Origin of the sequence: Polaromonas sp. 39-63-25, from assembly GCF_002278925.1 — a bacterium.
Taxonomy (GTDB): Bacteria; Pseudomonadota; Gammaproteobacteria; order Burkholderiales; family Burkholderiaceae_C; genus Polaromonas.
Map to the genome: position 1 here is coordinate 154,412 of NZ_NCJH01000008.1, position 21,895 is coordinate 176,306.

A 21,895-nucleotide genomic window follows, 5' to 3' on the forward strand; every position below is an offset into this window, starting at 1 on the left:
GGACAGCCGGTCGGGAAGATGCTTGCATGATGGCTGATCAATCCCTTTCCCGCTGGAGCGAACCAGGCTCCAGCCGCGTCCCCTTCTGGGCCTACACCGACGCCCAGCTTTACCAGCGCGAACTCGAGAAGATTTTCTACGGCCCGCACTGGTGTTATGTCGGGCTCGAAGTCGAGATTCCCAATCTCGGCGACTTCAAATTAAGCCACGTCGGTGAACGCCAGGTCGTGATGGTGCGCGACCGGGTGGCGCCCAGGGACCGGGAAACCGACCACGGCATCCGCGTGGTCGAAAACCGCTGCGCCCATCGCGGCGTGCGCTTTTGCCAGAACGGGCAGGGCAATGCCCGCAGTTTTGTCTGCCCCTACCACCAGTGGACCTACAAGCTCAATGGCGACCTCGCCGGGTTGCCCTTCAAGGACGGCGTCAAGGAGGGCGACTGCATCAACGGCGGCATGCCCGAAGGGTTCGATCTGAAAGACCACGGCCTGACCAAGCTGCGTGTGGCCGTGCTGCACGGGCTGGTGTTTGCGACCTTCAGCGAGGCGACCGAGCCGCTGGAAGATTACCTGGGCCCCCAGGTGATGCCCTGGCTGGACCGCATCTTCAAAGGCCGGCAGCTCACCTTGCTGGGCTACAACCGCCAGCGCATTCCGGGCAACTGGAAGCTGATGATGGAAAACATCAAGGACCCCTACCACCCCGGTCTGCTGCACACCTGGTTTGTCACTTTCGGCCTGTGGCGCGCCGACCAGAAAAGCCGCATGGTGATGGACGCACACGGCCGCCACGCAGTGATGATCTCGCGGCGCAACGAGGGCGGGCAGAACGCTGCCGTGACCGAGGGCGTGACCTCGTTCAAGGCCAACATGGCGCTGCACGACGACCGCCTGCTCGACGTGGCGCCGGAAGCCTGGTGGAAGGTCGATGATCCCTCGAACCCCGGCACCGACATCACGCCGACCGTGACCATGATCACGCTGTTTCCCAGCCTCATCATCCAGCAGCAGGTCAACTCGCTGAGCACGCGCCACATCGTGCCGCGCGGCGAGGGCGAGTTTGATTTTGTCTGGACCCATTTCGGTTTTGCCGACGACACGCCCGAGATGACGCGGCGGCGCCTGCGCCAGGCCAACCTGTTCGGGCCGGCGGGCTTTGTCAGCGCCGACGACGGCGAGGTCATCGAGTTCAGCCAGGACGGTTTCCGCCAGGGCGGGGAATGGCGTTCGACGCTGTGTGAACTGGGCGGTACCGGCACCGAGGCGACCGAACATATGGTGACCGAAACGCTGATCCGCAGCATGTATGCCTACTGGAAGAAAGTGATGACGGAGGTGGCGCCATGAGCAGTGCGACGCTGGAACGGCTGGTGCTTCAGTTCGATATCGACCAGCTCAACGCGGCTTATGCGGCCGTGCTGGACGAGAAACGTTTTGATGCCTGGCCGGAGTTTTTCCTCGAGGACGGCCGTTACACCGTGCAGGCACGCGAAAATTTCGACCGCGGCCTGCCGCTGGCCCTGATGGACCTGGAAAGCCGCGGCATGATGAAAGACCGCGTCTACGGCATCACGCAGACGATTTACCACGGGCCGTACTACATGCGGCACGTCATCGCGCCGGCGCAGGTCTTGTCGGTTGAGGGCGATGTCATCACGGCGCAGGCGAACTACGCGGTGTTTCGCACCAAGCCGGCAGGTGTCAGCGAGGTCTACAACGTGGGGCGTTATGCCGACGAGATCGTGCGGACGGGCGAGGGCCTGAAGTTCAGGCGCCGGCTGTGTGTGTACGACAGCGAGATGATTCTCAACTCGCTGATTTATCCGGTTTGATTGCCAACGGCGCTTTGCCGTTGTGCTTCAGGTCTGTAGAAGCTGCCTTTTCCTCATGCGCCGGGGGTTTACCAGCAAGCCGGGGGTTGCCCGGCGGCAAGTAACTTTCTTTTGCGTCGCCAAAAGAAAGTCACCAAAGAAAAGGCGACCCGATGGTCTGGGTCCCTTCGCTTCGCTGCGGGCAACCTGCGGTGCTCGACAAAAGCGGGGTCTCGCTCGAACTCGCTTCGCTCAGACAATCGCGAGCCCTGATCCGCTTTTGCCTGCGCTCCTCGGCCCAGCCCGACGGGTGGAGGAATAAATGCGGGTTCGGGGGACATGACGCGCGCAGCGCATCATGTCGGACTCACGGGACTGTCATGTATGCACGCGGGTGCAGCACACGTTGCCAAATGAAGTCCCCCTCCATCGCCCAGCGGGGCGAGGGCAGGGGTTAGGGGTGGGAGTGGGGAGTTACGCCTACTGTCCGGAACAAACCACCGACGCAGCGCGACGCCTGATGTCTTCTGCGGGCCTCCAAGCCACCCGAATCGTCTTAGCGCTTCTCGTCCTGACGCTTGCCGACTTCGTTGCCGATCAAGGCGCCGGCTGCTGCGCCGCCCACGGTGCCCAGTGTGCCGCCGCCCAGGGCGCTGCCCGCCGCACCGCCGAGCACGGCGCCTGTGGCGGTGCCGATTTGTGCATTGGTCGGGTTGGTGCTGCAGCCGGTCAGGGCGATCAGGGAGGCTGCTGCGACTGACATCAATAGTTTCGTGTTCATCATGTTCACCTTTATGGAAGTCCAGGCATGTCGCATGAGGCTTGAGATGAAGCTTTGCCGCCTGTGATTCACAGGGTAGGCTGGTGAGCGATTTCACCCTGTAGGAGAGGGTCCAGCCTGCCTGTCAGGGCCCCGCGGGATTGCGCGGGGCGTGTCCGCACCTACAGCGGACGGTTGCGCGCCAGCGGCGGGTTCTTGGCGAAGTAGCTGCCGATGCCGCGCATCAGCGCGTCGGCCAGCTGCACCTGGTAGGCCTCGCTGCGCAGCTTGGCCTCTTCGTCGGGATTGCTGATGAAGGCAGTCTCCACCAGCACGCTGGGAATGTCGGGAGCCTTGAGCACGGCAAAGCCGGCCTGTTCGACGCGCGGCTTGTGCAGCTTGCCGACGTTGCCGATCTCGCCGAGCATGGCGCCGCCGAGCTTGAGGCTGTCGTTGATCTGGGCGGTCGTGCTCATGTCGAGCATGGCGCGTTGCACCTGCGCGTCCTTGGCCTTCACGTTGACACCGCCCACCAGGTCGGCGGAGTTTTCCTTGTCGGCCATCCAGCGCGCCGAGCTGCTGGTCGCGCCTTTTTCGCTGAGCGCAAACACGCTGGCTCCCTGCGGCCGGGGCGTGAAGAAGGCATCGGCATGGATGCTGATGAACAGGTCGGCCTGCACGCGGCGGGCCTTTTGCACGCGCACATGCAGCGGCACAAAAAAATCGGCATCCCGCGTGAGGAAGGCGCGCATGTTCGGGATGTTGTTGATGCGTTCGCGCAAGCGCAGGGCGATCTGCAGCACCACGTCTTTTTCGCGCGTGCCGCCGGGTCCGATGGCGCCCGGGTCCTCGCCGCCGTGGCCGGGGTCCAGCGCCACGATGATGAGTCGGTCGGTCTTGTTGCGGGCACCTGCGCCCGCGCCCACGTTTTCGGACGGCGCCTGGGCGACGGGCGGGTTGGCGCTGGTCGCCGGGCTTTTGTCCGCACCCGCGATCGGAGCTGCCGGGGCCGCAGGGGCGGGCGCCGGATGGCCGGCAGCGGGTTTGCCGGCCGGGGGCCGGGTCGTCTGCCGCGCCAGCAGCTCACCGATGGCATCGGGCGCGGCACCCTGATCCGGCTTGTCCTTGAGCCGCTCGGCAATCAGGGCCTCCAGCGGGTCCAGCACCTGGGTCGGGTAGAGGTCGAACACCAGCCGGTGCTGGTAGGCAGCCACCGGCGGCAGGGTGAACACCTGCGGCAGCATGTGTTGCTTGAGGTCGACGACCAGTCGCACCACGCCGGGTGCGTTTTGCCCGACCCGTATGCCGGAGATGTTCGGGTCGTCGGGCTTGACCTTGGCCACCAGCTCGCGCAGCGCGGGGATCAGGTCGATGCCTTCGATGTCCACCGCCAGGCGCGGCGGCTCGGCAATAAAGTAGGTCTTGGTTTTCAGGCCGGTGTCGGACTCGATGGTGACGCGGCTGTAGTCCTTGGCCGGCCAGACCCGCACCGCCAGAATCGTCGCGCCGCGGGCAATCTGCTGCACGCCCAGCAGCAGGACCAGGCTGCCCATTTGCAGCGCGCTGCGCCGGCTGACAGTGGAAGACGACTTGCTGCTCATGGCAGCAACGCCGCGCCGGCGTCTGTGTGGGCGGTCAGCGTGACGGCGCGCGTCTCGCTGGCCAGCATCTCGATGTGGATGTCCAGATCCGCCGGGGGCAGGTGGCTGCCGGCTTTTTCGGGCCACTCGACGAGTTTCAGCCCGGGGCTGGCGAAGATGTCGCGAAAACCGGCTTCTTCCCACTCGTCGGGATCGTTGAAGCGGAAAAAATCGAAATGCCAGATGGACAACACACCGTCCGCCGCGGCCGGGTCGGCCACGCTGTAAGGCTCCACCACCGCATAGGTCGGGCTTTTGACGCGGCCCGTCACGCCCAGGGCTTTGAGCAGATGCCGGGCAAACGTGGTTTTGCCGGCGCCCAGATCGCCATGCAGCTCGATCAGCGCGTTGGCGCCCGTGGCACTGGCGCGCAGTTTCCCGGCCAGGGCTTCGGCAAAGGCCTGGGTCTGGGCTTCGCTGTCCCAGGCCATCCTTTTTACAATGTGTCGGTGATCTTCAATAGCCATCAATTCGTTTCTCAAATTCAAACATGGGCGCGCGAGCTTGGATTTTCGCAAATTGGCATTGCGGGTGTGGACCTGTCATCGGCGGAGCCGGGCTTGTCGGCCTGGCTGGCGGCGGGCTTCCATGGTGACATGAATTACATGGCGGCGCACGGCCTCAAGCGGGCGCGGCCGGCCGAACTCGTGCCCGGCACGGTCAGCGTGATCACCGCGCGCATGGACTACCTGCCGGCGTCCACGCCCGCCCAGCCGGGGCAGTGGCAGGCTGCGGAGCTGGCGCGTCTGCAGCGGCCCGGCGAAGCCATCGTGTCGGTGTATGCGCGGGGACGCGATTATCACAAGATCATGCGGGCGCGCCTGCAAAAACTCAGCGAGCGCATCGAAACCGAGGTGCACGCGCTGGGTCACCGCGTGTTCACCGATTCGGCGCCGGTGCTCGAAGCCGAACTCGCTGCGCGCAGCGGCCAGGGCTGGCGCGGCAAACACACGCTGCTGCTCAACCGCGAGGCCGGGTCCATGTTTTTCCTCGGCGAAATTTATGTCGATCTGGCCCTGCCGCCCAGCGAGCCCGTCAGCGACCACTGCGGCAGCTGCAGCGCCTGCATCACGATTTGCCCGACGCAGGCCATTGTGGCGCCGCTCAAGCTCGATGCACGGCGTTGCATCTCTTACCTGACGATTGAACATGCGGGCTCGATTCCGCTGGAACTGCGGCCGCTGATCGCCAACCGCATCTACGGCTGCGACGATTGCCAGCTGGTCTGCCCCTGGAACAAGTTTGCGCAGCGCAGTGCCTTGCCCGACTTCGACGAGCGCCAGGGCCTGACCGGCCAGCAACTGACGACGCTGTTCGCCTGGACCGAAGAAGAGTTTCTGCGCTACACCGAAGGCAGCGCCATCCGCCGCATCGGCCACGAGCGCTGGCTGCGCAATATCGCCGTGGCGCTCGGCAATGCCCTGCGCGCCGGTGCGGACGACAGCCTGCGCAGCGCCTTGCTGGCGCGGCGCGAACATGGCAGCGAGGTGGTCAGGGAACATGTGGCGTGGGCGCTTGATCAGGCGCCCCTCCTGGAGTTGTCCATAAAATAGGCGTCCGGCCCTTGACGGGCGGGCGCAGTCAGCTATTCATTTTGTAGCAGTATAGGCGGGGCCAAGCCCCATCGTCCAGCCCCGCCGGCAAAGCCCGTCAGCGGCGCTCCTTATAATCACGCTGTGTCCAACACTCCGTCCTGTCGCCCTCTGTGGGCCCGCTTCGCCGCGTGGCTGGGGTTTCTGGCCGTCTTTTCGGCGCTGCTGGCGCCCGTGTCCATGCTGGCCGAGGACATGCGGACTGGCAAGCTGGGCGGTCTTTGCACCGTGGCCAGCGGCGCATCGTCCGCTGCGGCCGGGGACTTGTCGGGCGATGACCAGTCTTCACCGGCTGCCGCGCATTGCGACCTCTGCGGCTCGACCGGGCCCGGTTTGCCGCCGTCCTGGCAGGCCGGCGTTTTTCCCGCACCCATCACCGCGATGGTTGCCGTCTTCCAGGATGCCGTCCGCCCGGCGTCTTTGCCGGGGCTGCCCTTCAGCCGCGGCCCGCCTGCACTTTGAACTGAAGCGCCTCTGACGAGGTTTTCCGCGCGTGGGCCTGACCGCCCGCGTGCTTGTGTTCATTTCAATGTGTGGGTTCCATGAAATTTTCATCAGCTATCAAAAAGATAGCGTTATGCGGAGCCGTGACGGGCGCTGCGCCCGCTTTTCCTCATATTTCCCTGGCCGAGGGTCAGGCCCCGGCCGGACAGCACCATCACTGACACTGACCACTTTTTTTCGACTCATCCTCATTTTTTTAACGAAAGCTATTCATGAAAACAAAAGTTATTGCCGCCCTGTTGGTACTTTCCGCCGGCGCTGTGTTTGCCCAGACGGTCGAGGTCAAGGACGCCTGGGTGCGCGCCGCCGTGCCCGGCCAGTCGGGCACCGGCGCCTTCATGAACATCACGGCCAAAGACGGCGCAAAGCTGGTGGGCGTGTCGTCCCCGGTTGCCGGCGTGGCGGAAGTCCATGAAATGAAGATGGACAACGACGTCATGCGCATGCGCGCCATCCCCGCGCTCGACTTGCCCGCCGGCAAAACCGTGGCGCTCAAGCCCGGCGGTTACCACGTGATGCTGATGGAGCTGAAGCAGGCCCTGCCCAAGGGCAGCACGGTGCCGCTGACCCTGATACTGCGGGACGCCAAAGGGCAGGAAAGCAAGGTGGAGCTGAAGTTGCCGGTGGCCGCTTCCATGCCGGGTGCGGGCATGCCGGCATCGGGCATGCCCGGCGCCATGCACCCCAAGCACTGACTATTTGGATTTGCCGCCCAGACGGCGGTAGACGGTGGCGCGGCTGATGCCGAGCGCCTGCGCCGCTTTCATGACGTTGCCCCGGGCTTCGTTGACCGCCTTGCGGATCAGCGCCGTTTCGACGTCCTTGAGCGGAAGGGCCGGCCCCGCCGCCGCCCGGCCGCTGAACCGGCCCGGTGCGGCCGCGCGGCCGCGCAGCAGCGGCATGACGTGCAGGCGCAGTCCGGACCACAAGGGCACTTCCATGGCTTGGGGGTTGCCCGCGGCGTCGCTCCTGGCGGCGTCGAACAGCATCTCGTAAGGCACGGCAAACAGCTCGTTGCAGTGAACCGCCGCCGGGCTGCCGGCCTGCAGCGCCGGCACCATCTGCCGCGCCGCCGGGTTGGCCCCCAGCACCCAGCCGTCCGGGTCCAGGCTGACCAGCCCGTCGCTGTCTTCTCCCAGGCTGTGGCTGGACCAGTTCAGCCGTATCAGCAGATCGTGCGGCCGGCTCTGGATCAGGGCGTTTTCGATGCTGCGGGCCGACTGCACCACCAGGTGTTTGAGCTCGGGGCGCTCGACCGTGTCCACACCGGTCAGGTCCAGCATGCCGGCGCAGCGGCCGTCCGGCCCGAACAGCGGCGCACCGGCGCAGCTGTAGGCCGAGTTGGCATTGAAAAAATGCTCGCCGCGGTGCAGCCAGACGGGCTGCAGCTCGGTCAGCGCCGCACCGATGGCGGTGGTGCCCACACTTTGTTCGGACAGGTCCACGCCGATGCGCGTGATCAGGTCGGCGCGCCGGTCACGCCGGTCGATGGCGCCGTTGACATCGACCACCACGCCCTGCGCGTTGGTCAGGATGGCGAAATAACGCGTGCTGGCAATCGCCGCGCCCAGTTTTTCGAGCACCGGCCGCGCCGCCTGCACTAGCACGTGGTTGGCTTCTTCGGTGCGGCGCAGCGCCTGGGCCGACAGCACGTCGAAACCGACCTCCTGCTCGGGTTTTTTGCCGCTGGCCAGGCAGCGCTGCCAGGAGCGCTCAATCCACGATTCGGCCAGCAGGCCGGGCTGGCTCCGGCCGTCCCGCAGCACGGCCTGGCGCGCTTGCGCGATCTGTTGCAGGCGCTGTTCGGGGGAGGAGGGAAGGACGGTCAGCATGGGTGGTCAATGCTCTTGAAGGCGGCTGTCTGCGGGAGGATGCCCGCGGTGGCTGCAGCGTAGCAGACCTCGCGCCGACGCGCTGAAGGCCTGTCAGCAACTGTTCCATTTTGAGAATTTAACCGGGCTTTGGCAAGCTCCTAGGGTTTAACCTAGGCCCCTGCGGGGTCGCCACTTCAACAATGACCCTTGTTCCGTCCGTAGCCAAACCCGTCGTCAAAAAATAGCCAACTGGAGACAAGCCCATGCAAGTTCAATTCAAAGTCAACGGAAAAGCCAAAAGCGTTGAAACCCCGCCCAACACCCTGCTGGTGCAGGTGCTGCGCGAACAGCTGAAGATGACCGGCACCCACGTCGGCTGTGACACCGCCCAGTGCGGCGCCTGCACGGTCATCATGAACGGTCGCGCGGTGAAGTCCTGCAACATCCTGGCCGCCCAGGCTGAGGGCAGCGAGATCACCACCATCGAGGGCCTGGCAGCCGCCGACGGCACCATGCACCCGATGCAGGCCGCCTTCAAGGAATGCCACGGCCTGCAATGCGGCTTCTGCACGACAGGCATGGTCATGAGCGCGGTGGACCTGTGCAAGCACCACCCCAAGGCCAGCGAAGGCGAAATCCGCGAGCTGCTCGAGGGCAACATCTGCCGATGCACCGGTTACCAGAACATCGTCAAGGCGGTGCAGCAGGGCGCTGCCGCCATGGCGACCTGAACCACCGCGCTGACCTCTTTTTCCGGCGCCGCCATCGGGCGGCCGCTGGCAACCCTGTCAAACAGTTTTTTTCCAAATTTTCAGGAGTACACACATGGGTGCATCCGATTTCGTCAACCTGCCAAACATTGGCACCTCCGTCCGCCGCAAGGAAGATTACCGCTTTCTCACCGGCGGCGGGCAATACACCGATGACATCACGCTGGCCAACCAGAGTTATGCGGTGTTCGTGCGTTCGCCGCACGCCCACGCCAGGATCAACAGCATCAACACCGCCGCCGCCAAGGCCGCGCCCGGTGTGCTGGACGTGTTTGTCGGCGAGGATGTGGCGGCCGACAAGATCAATGGCCTGCCTTGCGGCTGGCTGATCACCTCTACAGACGGCAACCCGATGAAGGAGCCGCCGCACCCCATCCTGGCCCAGGGCAAGGTGCGTTATGTGGGCGACCATGTCGCCATGGTGGTGGCCGAAACGCTGGAGCAGGCCAAAAACGCCGCCGAGCTGGTCGAGGTGGATTACGAGGTGCTGAGCGCCGTGGTCCGTGTCACCGACGCCGCCAAGGCAACGGCCCTGCATGACGCCGCCCCCGACAACCATTGCTACAAATGGGCCATCGGCGACAAGGGCCAGGTGGACGCGGTCTTCGCCACTGCCGCCCATGTGACCAAGCTGGATCTGACCAACAACCGGCTGATTCCCAATGCCATGGAGCCGCGCGCGGTGATCGGCTCCTACAGCCGCGCCACCGATGAATACGTGCTCTATGTCTCCAACCAGAACCCGCACGTCGAGCGCCTGCTGCTGACAGCGTTTGTGATGGGCCTGCCCGAGCACAAGGTGCGTGTGATCGCCCCTGACGTCGGCGGCGGCTTCGGTTCCAAGATCTATTTGTATGCCGAAGACGTGTGCCTGACCTGGGCGTCCAAAAAGCTCAACCGCAACATCAAGTGGACGGCCGACCGCAGCGAGGCTTTTGTCAGCGACGCCCATGGCCGCGACCATTCCAGCCACGCCGAAATGGCGCTGGACAAGGACGGCAAGTTCCTGGCCATGCGCGTGCACACCGACGCCAACATGGGCGCCTACCTCTCGACCTTTGCACCGGCCGTGCCAACCATCCTGTATGCCACCCTGCTGGCCGGCCAGTACACCTGCCCGCAGATCTACGTCGAGGTTGATGCCTGGTTCACCAACACCGCCCCGGTCGATGCCTACCGCGGCGCGGGTCGTCCCGAGGCGACCTATCTGCTGGAGCGGCTGGTTTCGCGCGCCGGCTGGGAGCTGGGCCTGGCGCAGGACGAAATCCGCCGTCGCAACTTCGTGAAAGACTTTCCTTACCAGACGCCGGTGGCGCTGCAGTACGACGTGGGCGACTTCCATGCCCTGCTCAAGCGCGGCAACGAGCTGGCCGACGTGGCAGGCTTTGAGAAACGCAAAACCGCATCGGCGGCCAAAGGCCTGCTGCGCGGCATGGGTTACTCCTGCTACATCGAGGCCTGCGGCCTGGCGCCCAGCAATATTGCCGGTGCGCTTGGGGCGCGTGCCGGCTTGTTCGAATGCGGCGAGGTGCGGGTGCACCCGACCGGCAGCGTGACGGTGTTCACCGGTTCGCACAGCCATGGACAAGGCCATGAGACCACCTTTGCGCAGGTGGTGGCGGCGCGGCTCGGCATTTCGGTGGACCAGGTCGATGTGGTGCATGGCGACACCGGGCGCGTTCCTTTCGGCATGGGCACCTATGGTTCACGTTCGCTGTCGGTCGGCGGAACGGCCATCATGAAGGCGCTCGACAAGATCGAGACCAAGGCCAAGAAGATTGCCGCGCACCTGATGGAAGCCAGCGATGCCGACGTCGAGTTTGCCAACGGCGAGTTCACCATCAAGGGCACCGACAAGAAGGTGACCTTCGGCCAGGTGGCGCTGACGGCCTATGTGCCACACAACTACCCGCTCGACAAGCTCGAACCCGGCCTGAACGAAACCGCGTTTTACGACCCGACCAACTTCACCTTCCCTGCCGGCACCTACATCTGCGAGGTCGAGGTGGACCCGGCCACCGGCCAGGTGCGCGTGGACCGCTTCACCGCGGTGGACGATTTCGGCAACATCATCAACCCGATGATTGTCGAAGGCCAGGTGCATGGCGGGCTGGTGCAGGGCATCGGCCAGGCGCTGCTGGAGAACTGCGTGTACGACCCCGAGTCCGGCCAACTGCTGACTGGCTCCTTCATGGACTACACCATGCCGCGTGCCGATGACATGCCCAACTTCACGCTGGACACCTTGTGCACGCCGTGCAGCCACAACCCGCTGGGCGCCAAGGGCTGCGGCGAGGCCGGTGCCATCGGTTCGCCGCCGGCGGTCATCAATGCCGTGCTCGACGCCCTCAAGCCGCTCGGCGTGACTGACTTCGACATGCCAGCCTCTCCCGGCCGCGTCTGGGAAGCCATCCAGTCGGCCAAGAAATAAACAGCTATCCAAGGAGAAACCCACCATGTACCCATTCACCCTGGAACGTCCCACCTCCCTGGCTGCCGCCGCGCAGCTCACGGCCGACGGCGCCAAAGCCCTGGCCGGCGGCCAGACCCTGTTGGCGTCGATGAAACTGCGCCTGTCCAGCCCGGACCAGCTGGTGGACCTCAGCGGCATCAAGGAGCTGACCAGCATCAAGCGCGAGGGCAATGCCTTTGTGATCGGCGCCATGACGCGCCACGCCGACGTGGCGACCAACGCCGAGCTGAAGGCAGCGCTGCCCGCGCTCGCCGACCTGGCCGCCAACATCGGCGACCGGCAGGTCCGCGCCATGGGAACGCTCGGCGGCTCGGTCGCCAACAACGACCCTTCGGCCTGCTACCCGAGTGCGGTGCTGGCGCTGGGCGCGACCATCCACACCACCAAGCGCAAGATTGCCGCAGACGACTTTTTCCTCGGCATGTTCGCCACCGCGCTGGAAGAGGGCGAGCTGATCACCGCGATCAGCTTCCCGATTCCGAAGCGCGCGGCCTACATGAAGTTCAAGCAGTCGGCCTCGCGTTTTGCGCTGGTTGGCGTGTTTGTGGCGCAGTTCGATGCCGGCGTGCGTGTGGCCGTCACGGGCGCCTCCAGCGGCGTGTTCCGTCACGCGGGGCTGGAAGCGGCGCTGAGCAAGAGCTTCACACCCGAAGCGGCCGCGGCGGTGAAAATTGACGCGACGGACCTCAACAGCGACATCCACGCGACGGCGGCTTACCGCGCCAACCTGATCAGCGTGCAGGCCCAGCGCGGCGTGGCGAAGGCGCTGGCCTGACAGTGTCCAACCGTCCGGACTGGGCCCGCCCCGGGCCCGGTCTGAACGGTTTGAAGCCTTTGATGTCTTTTAGGCCTCCCGCCCTTGATGGGTGGGCGCAAGCAGCTATTGAATAGATAGCAACAGGTACACTGATCCGATGACACCTTTTCCCACGATTGATGCACTGGCCCAGGCGCTGCAGGGCGCCGGCTACTTTGCCGACCGGCGGCTGGCCACGGCGGTGTTTCTCGCGCTCAAGCTGCAGCGCCCGCTGCTGCTCGAAGGCGAGCCCGGCGTCGGCAAGACCGAGTTGGCCAAGGCGCTGTCGCTGGCGCTGCAGCGCCAGCTGATCCGCCTGCAGTGTTACGACGGGCTGGAGCAGCGCGAAGCGCTCTACGAGTGGAATTACGCCGCCCAGTTATTGCACATGCGTGCTGTGGAAGGCCATGGTGACGCGGCCGATGTCGAACGCGAGGTTTACCAGGACCGCTACCTGATACGCCGGCCGCTGCTGCAGGCGCTGCAGACCCCGGCGCCGGGTGCGGTGCTGCTGATCGACGAGGTGGACCGCGCCGACGAGCCTTTTGAAGCCTTTCTGCTCGAGTACCTCGGCGAGTACCAGGTCAGCATTCCGGAAATCGGCACGGTGCGTGCGCAGGTGACGCCGGTCACCATATTGACCAGCAACCGCACGCGCGAACTCAACGACGCGGTCAAGCGGCGCTGCCTTTACCACTGGCTCGATTACCCCGACCGCGACCGTGAGCTGGCCATCATTCGCGCCCAGGTGCCGGAGGCGGGCGAACAGCTGTCAGCCCAGGTGGCCGGTTTTGTCGACCGGCTGCGCCGCTCGCCGTTTGGCAACGCCTTCCAGCGCGCGCCCGGCATTGCCGAAAGCGTCGAGTGGGCCAAGGCGCTGGTGGCGCTGGACACGCTGGTCGTGGACCCGGAAGTGGTGGCCGACACCGCGGGTATTCTGTTCAAGCAGCGCGAAGACGTGGCGGCGCTCACGCATGAGCTGGCGGTGGAATTGCTCAAGCCCGAAGAGGCGGCCGCCGAGTGAAGCGGGCGAGGTAGTCCATGTTATTGGGTGACGCCAGAGCGGGCAAACTCGCCGACAACATCGCCGGCTTCGGCCGCGCCCTGCGCCGCGCGGGTGTCAAGGTGGACAGCCAGCGCATTGCCCTGGCCAAGGAAGCCGCACTCGCCGTCGGCATCAGCGAAAGGGAAGACCTGAGCGCTGCTTTTGAAGCCGTGATGGTCAGCCGCGAGCAGGACCGGCTGGTCTTCCGCGAACTGTTCGACGTGTATTTTCAGGACCCGAAAGTCGCCAACAAGCTGCTCGCGCAACTGCTGCCCAGTGCCGAGGGCAAGGCCGAGCCCAGCAAGCGCCGCCCGCGTGTGCGCGAGGCGCTGGCGCCGCAAAAAGCGTTTGGCCAGCCGGCAAAACCGACGACGGAAGACCAGAAGGTCGAGTTCGACGCCGCCATGACTGCCAGCGACATCGAGCGTCTGCAGCATGCCGACTTCAATGCGCTGTCGGCCACCGAGTACCGGCTGGTCGAGCGGCTGGCGCGCGACATCAAGCTGCCCTTGCCGATGTTTGCCTCGCGGCGCAGCCGGCCGGCCGCCAGTGGCGCGCGCATGCACTGGCCGGGCGTGATGCACCAGGCCGCACGCACCGGCGGCGAGTTGATGCACCTGCCGCGGCTGCAGCGGCGCGAGCAGGCCCTGCCTTTGCTGGTGCTGGTCGATGTGTCGGGGTCGATGGAGCGTTATGCGCGCCTGCTGCTGGCCTTTCTGCACGCCGCCACACGGCGCCACCCGCATCGCGATGTGTTCGCCTTCGGCATGCACCTGACCGATCTGACGCAGGCCTTCCGCCAGGCCGACACCGACGAGATGCTGGCCCACGCCAGCCTGGCGATCGAAGACTTTGCCGGCGGCACCCAGCTCGGCGCGTCGCTGGCCACCTTGCGCGAACGCCATGCGCGCCGCCTGGTCGGCCGGCGCACCATCGTGCTGGTCATCACCGACGGGCTGGACACCGGCGAGCCGGCCGACCTGGCCCGCGAACTGGCTTGGCTACGCCGGCGCAGCCGCCGCCTGCTGTGGCTCAACCCCTTGCTGCGCTTTGACGGCTACGCGCCGCTGGCGCGGGGCGCGGCGGTGCTGCATGCCCATGCGCACGGCATGCTGGCGGTTCACAATCTGGCCAAGCTCGAGGAACTGGCAGCCAGCCTGGCGGCTCTGATGAAGAAATAACTCACCGTTCGGGCTGAGCCTGTCGAAGCCTTTCTTCAGGCTCAAGGCGAACCGATACCAGGCACACAACAAGCTCAATACCAAAAGAAAAGGAAAAAAACATGGACATGCAAGCAAGCCGCCAACTGGCTGTGACACAACAACAGGCCTGGGACGCGCTGAACGACCCGGTCGTGCTCAAGGCCTGCATTCCGGGCTGCGACAAGGTGGAGCCCACCGGCGAGAACCAGTACGCCATCGGCATGGCGCTGAAAATCGGCCCGGTCTCGGCCAAATTTTCCGGCAAGATCACGCTCACCGACATCAACCCGCCGGCCAGCTACAAGCTGTCGTTTGACGGGCAGGGCGGCGTGGCCGGCTTCGGCAAGGGTAGCGCCGCGGTGACGCTGGCGCCCAATGCCGACGGGTGCGAACTCTCCTACACCGTGCATGCCTCGGTCGGCGGCAAGATCGCCCAGCTCGGCCAGCGCTTGATCGATGGCGCCGCCAAGTCCATGGCCGAAGATTTTTTCAAGCGCTTTGACGAGGAAATGCAGCGCCAGCACCCCGAAAGTTATGCGGCCAAAATGGTCATGGGCGATGTCTCGGCGGAGCCGGCCGCCGGTGGAGGCATCCCGATGTGGGTCTGGATCGTGGGTGCCGCCGTGCTGATTGCCGGCGCGGTCTGGCTGGCACGTTAGGCCGCCAAGTCAGAAAGGTCAGAAAGGAGACAGGCCATGGAAAACCTCGATGTGATGGTTCTGCGAACCCTGCGCGACTGGCGCATGGCGGGCAAGCGCGCCTTGCTCGCCACCGTGGTGCGCACCTGGGGCTCGTCGCCGCGTCCGGTCGGCTCCATCATGGCGCTGTGTGAAGACGGCGCGGTGGTCGGCTCGGTGTCCGGCGGCTGTATTGAAGACGACCTGATCTACCGCCACACCCAGGCTTACGCATCGACGTCGGCGTCGGCGCCCGCGCAGGGCGGCGGCAACACCATTCCCTCGGGGCCGCCGACCTTTGTCAAATACGGCATCACTGCCGACGAAGCCCACCGCTTCGGTTTGCCCTGCGGCGGCACACTGGAGCTGCTGCTCGAATACGACCCCGACGCCGCGGCGTTGGCGCAGCTGGTGCAGGCGCTCGAAGCCGGGCAGTTGATGCAGCGCACGGTGCGCCTGACCGACGGCGCGGTCACCCTGGTCACGGCCAGGGCCCCGGCCGAGCTCAGTGTCTCGTCCGTCGAACTGGTCAACACCTTCGGACCCGAGTACCGCATGCTGCTCATAGGCGCGGGCCAGCTCACCGAATACCTCGCGACCATGGCCCTGTTCAGCGGTTTTGCCGTCACCGTGTGCGACCCGCGCGAGGAGTACCGCAGCGCCTGGTCGGTTGCGGGCGCCAAAGTGCTCAGCGACATGCCGGACGACGTGGTGGTCGCCTTCAAGCCCGACCGGCGCAGCTGCGTGATCGCGCTCACCCACGACCCCAAGCTCGACGACCTGGCGCTGCTCGAAGCGCTGGCCACCGATGCGTTTTACGTAGGCGCCATCGGCTCGCGCCGCAACAACGACGCGCGCCATCAGCGTATGGCCGAGCACTTCGGCCTCAACGAAGCCGCGCTGGCCCGCTTGCGCGGCCCCATCGGCATCTACATCGGCAGCAAGACGCCCCCCGAAATTGCCGTCAGCGTGATGGCCGAGGTGCTGGCCGTGAAAAACGGCGTGGTCCTGCCGCGCGACATGGAAGTCGCGCAGGCCAAGAACGAACGTGCGGTGCTGGCCAATGAGCCGGGTGATCTGGTGTGCGGGGTGGCGCGTAGTTCTTGAGGGGATCAGTCCGATGGAGTGGCTGCAATGCGGCTAATGCAGCCGGTCGTCGGACTCAAATGAAAAGCCGTTTTCGGCCAGAAGCGGCCGTTAGCGTCACACCAATTGACCGTCTGCTTCAGACCCATATGAGTCATTCAACACTTGAAACAGGTCGCCCGAAAGCGGGCACATGCTGACTTTGCCCCGTGACTGTTGGCGCGTACGTCAATTTCGACTGGCCAGTGACTTTGCTTCTGCAACTCGCAAATACATTCAGACTTCCCCGTACTTTGGGTGATCCCTGAGTTCCGGCACAACTGGTCACATTGGCGTCGGCAGCAACTGCCGGCAAGGACTCGTTATGTATCAGTTTGCAGCCAAGCGTATCGGGCAGATTCCTCCAGTACCGGAACTGCCAACAACTTGACAGTGGATTGTCAGCGAGGTCCTTCCACCGGGCGACCTCGGTAGGGGTGGTTCTTCAGGCGGGTATCGCTGCGTTGATGTGGGTTGACAACGACTTTGCTCGGGTCGATCCAGTCTTCCCACTTGAAGTTTTCGATGACCTGCGCTTGGTAACTCTCGGCAAGCGGTCGATCGAGTATGTCGTTGACATGCACCCATTGTTGATAACGCATCAAGTCCACTTGGTAGGGTGTCGGGTTGCCGCCCGCCAATTTCACGACTGCCTTGAGCGCCTCGACGTCCTGCATGGTGACTTTGGGTTTCCAGGTGATCTTGCCAGGCAACATGACCGGCTCGCCCGGAATGTTGTTGACACCTTCCTTCCAGGTAGCTAGTACGGCAATTTTTGTGTCTTCGCGGTACAGGACGATGGCGTGGCTATAACGTTTGTCCTTAAAAAACCCAAGGTTGCCATACTGCAGACGAGTACCACTGAGAAATGCCACAGCGTCCGACCAGCAGGGCGACTCGCCGCTGATGCCCCACAAAAGGCTGCGATCAATGATGCCATCCGGAAACAGGATCTTGAAAGCCATCCACGCAGAGCTGGCCGCCGTGGTAGTCCCCTCGCAGTCGTGACCATGAAACCGGATCACGTCCTTCAGTGTGACGGGATAGGTATAAGGGTAGTACCGCCCCTGTGTGCCCTGGGTAGCCAGCATCTCAAACACAGGCGCATAAGGCTTGGCCACGATGGACGCGTACCAAGTTGGAGTGCGGTCAGGAGCTTCTACCCCGGTCTCGACGAATATCGTTTCACCCTCTTTGTATGTGGGCTCCGCAGCGTTGGTACCTGCACCAGCAGCCAAAGCCAAGCCTCCAAAGGTGAGGCCGACAGCCATCGCTAACGTCGCTGAAATAAGTGTCATTTTCATGCCATTCTCCATTTTCGAAGAAAAACTAAACCCTCTATCAATACTTATTGCGCACACTTTCAAAGCGCGTGAAAATAAGCCCGATGGGCAAAGTATAGGAATCGGCGTTGGGTAGTCGTTGACAATTCGCATTGATGATGAATATGAACACCGGAAATCTTCAAGTCAGACGGTGATACGGCAAACGACTTGATTCAGCTCCAGGCTCCACTCATCTTCTGTAAGGTAAAAGCTGCCATGCGCATCGGTGCAATGCGCTTTATCCGTCGTTTTGACTTCAGCCAAATTGACAATCTACATTTCTAAGCTGTGCAGTGGATAAGGTGTTAAAACCGTTGCGAGTGGTGCGGATGCCAACCCAGCAACACAGCCGCACGGCATCGTTCACCGGTCAAAGGGCACGACGCCGTTGCTGTCGCCAAACTGCATGCAAGCTGTTTCAATTGAGGTTCCAGGAAGCGGGCGTTGGCACCGACTCGTTGCGCTACGAAGCAGTCATCGGCTCTTGACGACCGTAGGACTGCATTGGGCCCATAGCGGTCGATCGGGCAAACATCCGAATGGCCGCTTCCAGTCTGATTCCGACCACGAACTAGGCCTTCATGTTGCTCGACACTCCGCATCGGCAGCTCTTTGAGATGCAAACAGGCATCCAGCCCTTATGCAGAAAGCGCAAGCAGCTATCAAAACAAGAGCAACTCAGCTGATTCAACCTGGCCAGCCAAGCAGGCATGAGGTGCGGGCCGCACCCCGGCGACCACCCCCAAAGTTACCCCCACGCCCTGTTGCCTAGGCTGTGGATAAGAACCTGAACAACCCGGAAATGCCGCGCCAGTGCTGGCGATGCCGGGCATGCTCAAGAAACAGGCAGGTGCAGCGGTGAGCCGTCGGCGGCCAGCGTTTCGCCCTTGCGCTCTACGATCAGGCCGTAGGCGTGCGGCTGGCGGTGCAGGTCGAAGTTGAAGGTGGTGCGTTTGTAGACGGCGCAAAAGTCCAGGTCGCAGCGGGCGATGGCCATTTCGTCGTCTTTGGTCAGGCAGCGCGCCACCACCTCGCCGGACGGGGCGACGATGCAGCTGCCGCCTATGCTGTCCACGCCTTCTTCCAGACCGGCCTTGGCCACGCCCACCACCCAGGTGCCGTTCTGGTAGGCGCCGGCTTGCATGGACAGCTGGTTCTGGAACAGCGACAGGTCGTCATGCGCCGGCGCCGGCGCGTTGTGCACCGGGGTGTTGTAGCCGATCAGCACCATCTCCACACCTTGCAGGCCCATCACGCGGTAGGTCTCGGCCCAGCGCCTGTCGTTGCACAGGGCCATGCCCAAAACGCCGCCAAAGGCCTGCGTCACGCCCCAGCCGGGGCCGGGGGTGAAGTAGCGCTTTTCCAGGTGCTGGAAGCGCCGCCAGGGTTCGTGCTCCTTGTGGCCCGGCAGGTGCACCTTGCGGTACTTGGCCACGATGTGGCCGCTGCGGTCCACCAGGATGGAGGTGTTGTAGCGCACCGCACCGGTGGCCTCCTGCGCCAGCTCGGCGTAACCCAGGTAGAAGCCCACACCGAGTTGGCGCGACAGGTCGAACAGCGGCTGCGTGGCGGCGTTGGGCATGGACTGCTCGAAGAAGCTGTTGATCTCGGCCTCGTCCTCGATGTACCAGCGCGGGAAAAACGTGGTCAGTGCCAGTTCGGGAAACACAATGAGCTGCGCGCCCACGGCGTGGGCCTGGCGCATGAGATCACACAGGCGGGCCACCACCTGGGAGCGCGAGTCGGCGCGCTGGATGGGGCCGAGCTGGCCGAGGGCGACGTTGAGATGGCGTGGCATAAGTGGACAGGTAAAAGTTGATGGAAGGCAGGCTTCGACAGGCTCAGCCCGAACGGAGGGAGGAGGGCATGGTTGCCGGCATCATGCGGGGCGATTGGCCAGCGCCAGCACCACTTGCAGCAGCAGCTGTGCGCCGCGCTGCAGGTCGGCAGGTTCGGTGTGCTCGCGCACGTTGTGGCTCAGGCCGCCCGCGCTGGGCACAAAAATCATGGCGCTGGGGCAAATGCGGGCCAGCATCTGCGCGTCGTGCCCGGCGCCGCTGGGCATGCGCTGGTGGCGGCAGCCCAGGGCCTGCGCCTGCTGCTCCACCAGGTTGACCACCGCGGGGTCGAAGTCCACCGGCTCAAAACGGGCCAGTGCGCGCGAGCTGATGCGCACGCCTTCGGCCTCGGCCACTTGTTGTACATAGGCATGCAGGTCCGTTTCGGCCCGTGCCAGCGCGGCGCTGTCGGTGTTGCGCAGGTCCACGGTGAACACGGCTTTTTGCGCGATGACGTTGACCAGGTTCGGGCTGAGCCGCAGCGCGCCTACGGTGGCCAGCTGGCGGCCGCCCATGCGTCTACTCAGTTCACGCACGAACACCGCCACTTGCGCAGCCACCAGCGCGGCGTCGTGGCGCAGGGCCATGGGGGTGGTGCCGGCGTGGTTGGACTGGCCTTCCACCGTGAACTCGGTCCACGAGATGCCTTGCACACCTTCGACCACGCCGATCTGCAAGCCCATCTGTTCCAGCACCGGGCCTTGTTCGATGTGCAGCTCCACAAAGCTGTCCACCACCGGCATACCCACCGGGGCCGTGCCCTGGTAACCGATGCGCTGCAGCTCGGCCTGCACCGACACGCCATCGGCATCACAGGTGGCCAGCGCCTCCTGCAGCGGCTGGCCACCCACGTAGACCAGGCTGCCCATCATGTCGGGCTGGAAACGCGCGCCTTCCTCGTTGGTGAACACGGCCACGGCCAGCGGTCGGCGGGTTGGCAGGCCAGCCTCGCGCAACGTGGCCACCACTTCCAGACCGGCCAGCACACCGTAGTTGCCGTCGTACAAGCCGCCGGTGCGCACCGTGTCGATGTGTGAGCCCATCATCACCGGGGGGCCATCCTCGGTGCCGGGGAAGGTGGCAATGATGTTGCCAATCGCATCCACCTCCACGCGCATGCCCAGCGCACGCATGCGCGCCGCCGTCCAGTCGCGGCCCGCGCGGTCGGCATCGGTCAAGGCCAGGCGATTCACGCCGCCACCGGGCAGCGCGCCGATCTGCCCCAGCGCCTGCAGGCTCTCCAGCAGGCGCGGGCCGTTGATCTGTGGGGCGCTCATGCGGCCGCTCCGTCCTGCAGCACCTGGGCGGCGCTGCGGCCCACCAGTTGCTGGTACAGGGCGGGGTCGGTGTCGCTCTCGCTGCCGAACAGCAACACGCGGCTGTCCGGCCCCAGGCCCAGCGTTGCGCGGGCGGCGAGGTCTTGCGCGGCGAGCAGCGCAGCGGCCAGGCCCGCCACGGCAGACTCACCGGCGACGATGACCGGGTCACCCGTCTGCGGGCTGGCCAGCAGGCGCATGACATCGACAGCGGCGGCATCGGGGATGGTGCAAAACGCATTGGCGCCGGTAGCCAGGAAGTCCCAGGCCAGCAGGGAGACCTCGCCGCAGGCCAGGCCGGCCATCAAGGTGTCCAGATCGCCCTTGACTGCCACCACGGCGCCGGCACGCGCGCTTTGCAGCAGGCAGTCGGCACGTTCGGGTTCCACCACCACAAACACCGGGCGCTGCGCGGTGTCGCGCTCCCAGAAATACGCACACACGGCCGCCGCAAAACCACCCACGCCCGCCTGAACGAAGACGTGGGTGGGCCACTGCGGCAGGGCGCTGACGGCCTCGTGCACCATGAGCTGGTAGCCCTGCATCACGTCGCGCGGAATGTCCATGTAGCCGGGGTAGGAGGTGTCGGAGATCACAAACCAGCCATTGGCCCTGGCATCGCGGTCGGCCTGTTGCACCGCATCGTCGTAATTGCCGCTGGTGCGCACCACCTGCGCGCCGTAGCGGGCAATCGCTGCTTTGCGCCCCTCGCTGACAGTGGCATGGATGTAGATGACACAGCGGCAGCCCAGCATCTGCGCGCCCCAGGCAACCGAGCGGCCGTGGTTGCCGTCGGTGGCGCAGGTGACGGTGATGTCGGCACAGGCCTGGCGCAGCGCGGGCTCGCTTTGCAACTGCGTGTGGCTGACACTGCGGCCCAGGCGCTGGCCGAGTTCGCGGCACAGCAGGCGCGCCACGGCGTAGGCCCCGCCCAGCGCCTTGAAGCTGCCCAGACCAAAGCGCGAGCCTTCGTCCTTGTAGTGGACGCTGGCCACGCCTGCGGATTGGGCGAGGCTGGACAGGGAACACAAGGGCGTGACCGCGTAGCCGGACCAGGAGGTGATGACGGCGCTGGCTTGCTCCAGGGCCGCCGTGCTGAGCAGGGTGCTGCGGTGCGCACCATAGGGCTCGCCGGGTTCAAAGCGGGGATTGGGCAGCAGCGTGAAAGGGTGTTGGGTGAAGGCGTTCATGAGGTGGGATGGTTCAGA

General features: G+C 64.8%; 20 protein-coding genes. 12 read left to right on the forward strand and 8 right to left on the reverse strand.

Translation table 11 applies throughout. The features are described from left to right. Positions 1-29 precede the first annotated feature (29 nt). Positions 30-1,346 (forward strand): aromatic ring-hydroxylating dioxygenase subunit alpha, encoded by a 1,317-nt coding sequence (locus B7X65_RS12390; RefSeq protein ID WP_293594607.1) that lies wholly within the window; start codon positions 30-32, stop codon positions 1,344-1,346. Continuing rightward, the gene (locus tag B7X65_RS12395; RefSeq protein ID WP_293594608.1) at positions 1,343-1,831 is read left to right on the forward strand and encodes an aromatic-ring-hydroxylating dioxygenase subunit beta; all 489 of its coding nucleotides are present in this window, start codon (positions 1,343-1,345) and stop codon (positions 1,829-1,831) included. Before B7X65_RS12390 ends, B7X65_RS12395 begins: the two co-directional genes overlap by 4 nt. A 535-nt stretch (positions 1,832-2,366) precedes the next feature. On the opposite strand, the gene B7X65_RS12400 is transcribed toward B7X65_RS12395, so the two are convergent. From B7X65_RS12400 to tsaE, 3 genes are all read right to left on the reverse strand, one after another. Beyond that, positions 2,367-2,591: a glycine zipper domain-containing protein gene (locus B7X65_RS12400; RefSeq protein ID WP_293594609.1), complete on the reverse strand. Its 225-nt coding sequence runs from the start codon at positions 2,589-2,591 to the stop codon at positions 2,367-2,369. A gap of 161 nt (positions 2,592-2,752) precedes the next feature. Further along, positions 2,753-4,171 (reverse strand): N-acetylmuramoyl-L-alanine amidase, encoded by a 1,419-nt coding sequence (locus B7X65_RS12405; protein WP_293594610.1) that lies wholly within the window; start codon positions 4,169-4,171, stop codon positions 2,753-2,755. Then, complete coding sequence (gene tsaE, locus B7X65_RS12410; protein WP_293594611.1) at positions 4,168-4,677, reverse strand: tRNA (adenosine(37)-N6)-threonylcarbamoyltransferase complex ATPase subunit type 1 TsaE; 510 nt, start codon at positions 4,675-4,677, stop codon at positions 4,168-4,170. Before tsaE ends, B7X65_RS12405 begins: the two co-directional genes overlap by 4 nt. Here tsaE and queG point away from each other — a divergent pair. The 3 genes from queG to B7X65_RS12425 all read left to right on the forward strand — a co-directional run bounded on the left by queG (position 4,663) and on the right by B7X65_RS12425 (position 7,001). Then, positions 4,663-5,763: a tRNA epoxyqueuosine(34) reductase QueG gene (queG, locus tag B7X65_RS12415; RefSeq protein WP_293594648.1), complete on the forward strand. Its 1,101-nt coding sequence runs from the start codon at positions 4,663-4,665 to the stop codon at positions 5,761-5,763. The genes tsaE and queG overlap by 15 nt on opposite strands. Positions 5,764-5,886: 123 nt before the next feature. Further along, positions 5,887-6,264, forward strand: a complete 378-nt coding sequence (locus B7X65_RS12420) for a DUF2946 family protein (protein ID WP_293594612.1) — start codon at positions 5,887-5,889, stop codon at positions 6,262-6,264. Positions 6,265-6,518: 254 nt separating this feature from the next. Beyond that, a complete protein-coding gene (locus tag B7X65_RS12425; protein ID WP_293594613.1) occupies positions 6,519-7,001 on the forward strand; it encodes a copper chaperone PCu(A)C in 483 nt (160 codons plus the stop codon). On the opposite strand, the gene B7X65_RS12430 is transcribed toward B7X65_RS12425, so the two are convergent. Beyond that, positions 7,002-8,138, reverse strand: a complete 1,137-nt coding sequence (locus tag B7X65_RS12430) for a helix-turn-helix domain-containing protein (protein WP_293594614.1) — start codon at positions 8,136-8,138, stop codon at positions 7,002-7,004. Between the two features lie 245 nt (positions 8,139-8,383). Here B7X65_RS12430 and B7X65_RS12435 point away from each other — a divergent pair, with 245 nt between their 5' ends. The 7 genes from B7X65_RS12435 (at position 8,384) to B7X65_RS12465 (ending at position 16,190) form a co-directional block, all read left to right on the forward strand. Then, positions 8,384-8,851, forward strand: coding sequence for a (2Fe-2S)-binding protein (locus B7X65_RS12435; RefSeq protein WP_096665720.1), 468 nt, complete (start codon positions 8,384-8,386; stop codon positions 8,849-8,851). A gap of 94 nt (positions 8,852-8,945) precedes the next feature. Continuing rightward, on the forward strand, positions 8,946-11,321 hold the full coding sequence (locus tag B7X65_RS12440; protein ID WP_293594615.1) for a xanthine dehydrogenase family protein molybdopterin-binding subunit: 2,376 nt from the start codon (positions 8,946-8,948) through the stop codon (positions 11,319-11,321). Between the two features lie 25 nt (positions 11,322-11,346). Beyond that, positions 11,347-12,138, forward strand: coding sequence for a xanthine dehydrogenase family protein subunit M (locus tag B7X65_RS12445; protein ID WP_293594616.1), 792 nt, complete (start codon positions 11,347-11,349; stop codon positions 12,136-12,138). Between the two features lie 139 nt (positions 12,139-12,277). Next, the gene (locus B7X65_RS12450; protein WP_293594617.1) at positions 12,278-13,183 is read left to right on the forward strand and encodes a MoxR family ATPase; all 906 of its coding nucleotides are present in this window, start codon (positions 12,278-12,280) and stop codon (positions 13,181-13,183) included. A 17-nt stretch (positions 13,184-13,200) separates the two neighbouring features. Then, a complete protein-coding gene (locus tag B7X65_RS12455) occupies positions 13,201-14,385 on the forward strand; it encodes a VWA domain-containing protein (protein WP_293594618.1) in 1,185 nt (394 codons plus the stop codon). 101 nt (positions 14,386-14,486) lie between these two features. Beyond that, the gene (locus B7X65_RS12460) at positions 14,487-15,065 is read left to right on the forward strand and encodes a carbon monoxide dehydrogenase subunit G (RefSeq protein ID WP_293594619.1); all 579 of its coding nucleotides are present in this window, start codon (positions 14,487-14,489) and stop codon (positions 15,063-15,065) included. Positions 15,066-15,101: 36 nt separating this feature from the next. Next, positions 15,102-16,190: an XdhC family protein gene (locus B7X65_RS12465; protein ID WP_293594620.1), complete on the forward strand. Its 1,089-nt coding sequence runs from the start codon at positions 15,102-15,104 to the stop codon at positions 16,188-16,190. 419 nt (positions 16,191-16,609) lie between these two features. Here the strand turns inward: B7X65_RS12465 and B7X65_RS12470 are convergent, their stop codons facing one another. The 4 genes from B7X65_RS12470 to B7X65_RS12485 all read right to left on the reverse strand — a co-directional run bounded on the left by B7X65_RS12470 (position 16,610) and on the right by B7X65_RS12485 (position 21,877). Beyond that, positions 16,610-17,512, reverse strand: a complete 903-nt coding sequence (locus B7X65_RS12470) for an FmdE family protein (RefSeq protein WP_293594621.1) — start codon at positions 17,510-17,512, stop codon at positions 16,610-16,612. A gap of 856 nt (positions 17,513-18,368) precedes the next feature. Further along, the gene (locus B7X65_RS12475; RefSeq protein WP_293594622.1) at positions 18,369-19,331 is read right to left on the reverse strand and encodes an N-carbamoyl-D-amino-acid hydrolase; all 963 of its coding nucleotides are present in this window, start codon (positions 19,329-19,331) and stop codon (positions 18,369-18,371) included. A gap of 81 nt (positions 19,332-19,412) precedes the next feature. Next, complete coding sequence (locus tag B7X65_RS12480; RefSeq protein WP_293594623.1) at positions 19,413-20,648, reverse strand: Zn-dependent hydrolase; 1,236 nt, start codon at positions 20,646-20,648, stop codon at positions 19,413-19,415. After that, entirely contained in the window at positions 20,645-21,877 is a 1,233-nt protein-coding gene (locus tag B7X65_RS12485; RefSeq protein WP_293594624.1) for a diaminopropionate ammonia-lyase, read from the reverse strand. Before B7X65_RS12485 ends, B7X65_RS12480 begins: the two co-directional genes overlap by 4 nt. Between the last annotated feature and the right edge of the window lie 18 nt (positions 21,878-21,895).

Coding starts and splice junctions, on each gene's coding strand:
- B7X65_RS12455 (WP_293594618.1), top strand. CDS start 13,201: ATGTTATTGGGTGACGCCAGAGCGGGCAAACTCGCCGACAACATCGCC.
- B7X65_RS12470 (WP_293594621.1), bottom strand. CDS start 17,512: ATGAAAATGACACTTATTTCAGCGACGTTAGCGATGGCTGTCGGCCTC.
- B7X65_RS12485 (WP_293594624.1), bottom strand. CDS start 21,877: ATGAACGCCTTCACCCAACACCCTTTCACGCTGCTGCCCAATCCCCGC.
- B7X65_RS12460 (WP_293594619.1), top strand. CDS start 14,487: ATGGACATGCAAGCAAGCCGCCAACTGGCTGTGACACAACAACAGGCC.
- B7X65_RS12395 (WP_293594608.1), top strand. CDS start 1,343: ATGAGCAGTGCGACGCTGGAACGGCTGGTGCTTCAGTTCGATATCGAC.
- B7X65_RS12440 (WP_293594615.1), top strand. CDS start 8,946: ATGGGTGCATCCGATTTCGTCAACCTGCCAAACATTGGCACCTCCGTC.
- B7X65_RS12475 (WP_293594622.1), bottom strand. CDS start 19,331: ATGCCACGCCATCTCAACGTCGCCCTCGGCCAGCTCGGCCCCATCCAG.
- B7X65_RS12390 (WP_293594607.1), top strand. CDS start 30: ATGGCTGATCAATCCCTTTCCCGCTGGAGCGAACCAGGCTCCAGCCGC.
- B7X65_RS12430 (WP_293594614.1), bottom strand. CDS start 8,138: ATGCTGACCGTCCTTCCCTCCTCCCCCGAACAGCGCCTGCAACAGATC.
- tsaE (WP_293594611.1), bottom strand. CDS start 4,677: ATGGCTATTGAAGATCACCGACACATTGTAAAAAGGATGGCCTGGGAC.
- B7X65_RS12480 (WP_293594623.1), bottom strand. CDS start 20,648: ATGAGCGCCCCACAGATCAACGGCCCGCGCCTGCTGGAGAGCCTGCAG.
- B7X65_RS12405 (WP_293594610.1), bottom strand. CDS start 4,171: ATGAGCAGCAAGTCGTCTTCCACTGTCAGCCGGCGCAGCGCGCTGCAA.
- B7X65_RS12465 (WP_293594620.1), top strand. CDS start 15,102: ATGGAAAACCTCGATGTGATGGTTCTGCGAACCCTGCGCGACTGGCGC.
- B7X65_RS12425 (WP_293594613.1), top strand. CDS start 6,519: ATGAAAACAAAAGTTATTGCCGCCCTGTTGGTACTTTCCGCCGGCGCT.
- B7X65_RS12400 (WP_293594609.1), bottom strand. CDS start 2,591: ATGAACACGAAACTATTGATGTCAGTCGCAGCAGCCTCCCTGATCGCC.
- B7X65_RS12435 (WP_096665720.1), top strand. CDS start 8,384: ATGCAAGTTCAATTCAAAGTCAACGGAAAAGCCAAAAGCGTTGAAACC.
- B7X65_RS12450 (WP_293594617.1), top strand. CDS start 12,278: ATGACACCTTTTCCCACGATTGATGCACTGGCCCAGGCGCTGCAGGGC.
- B7X65_RS12445 (WP_293594616.1), top strand. CDS start 11,347: ATGTACCCATTCACCCTGGAACGTCCCACCTCCCTGGCTGCCGCCGCG.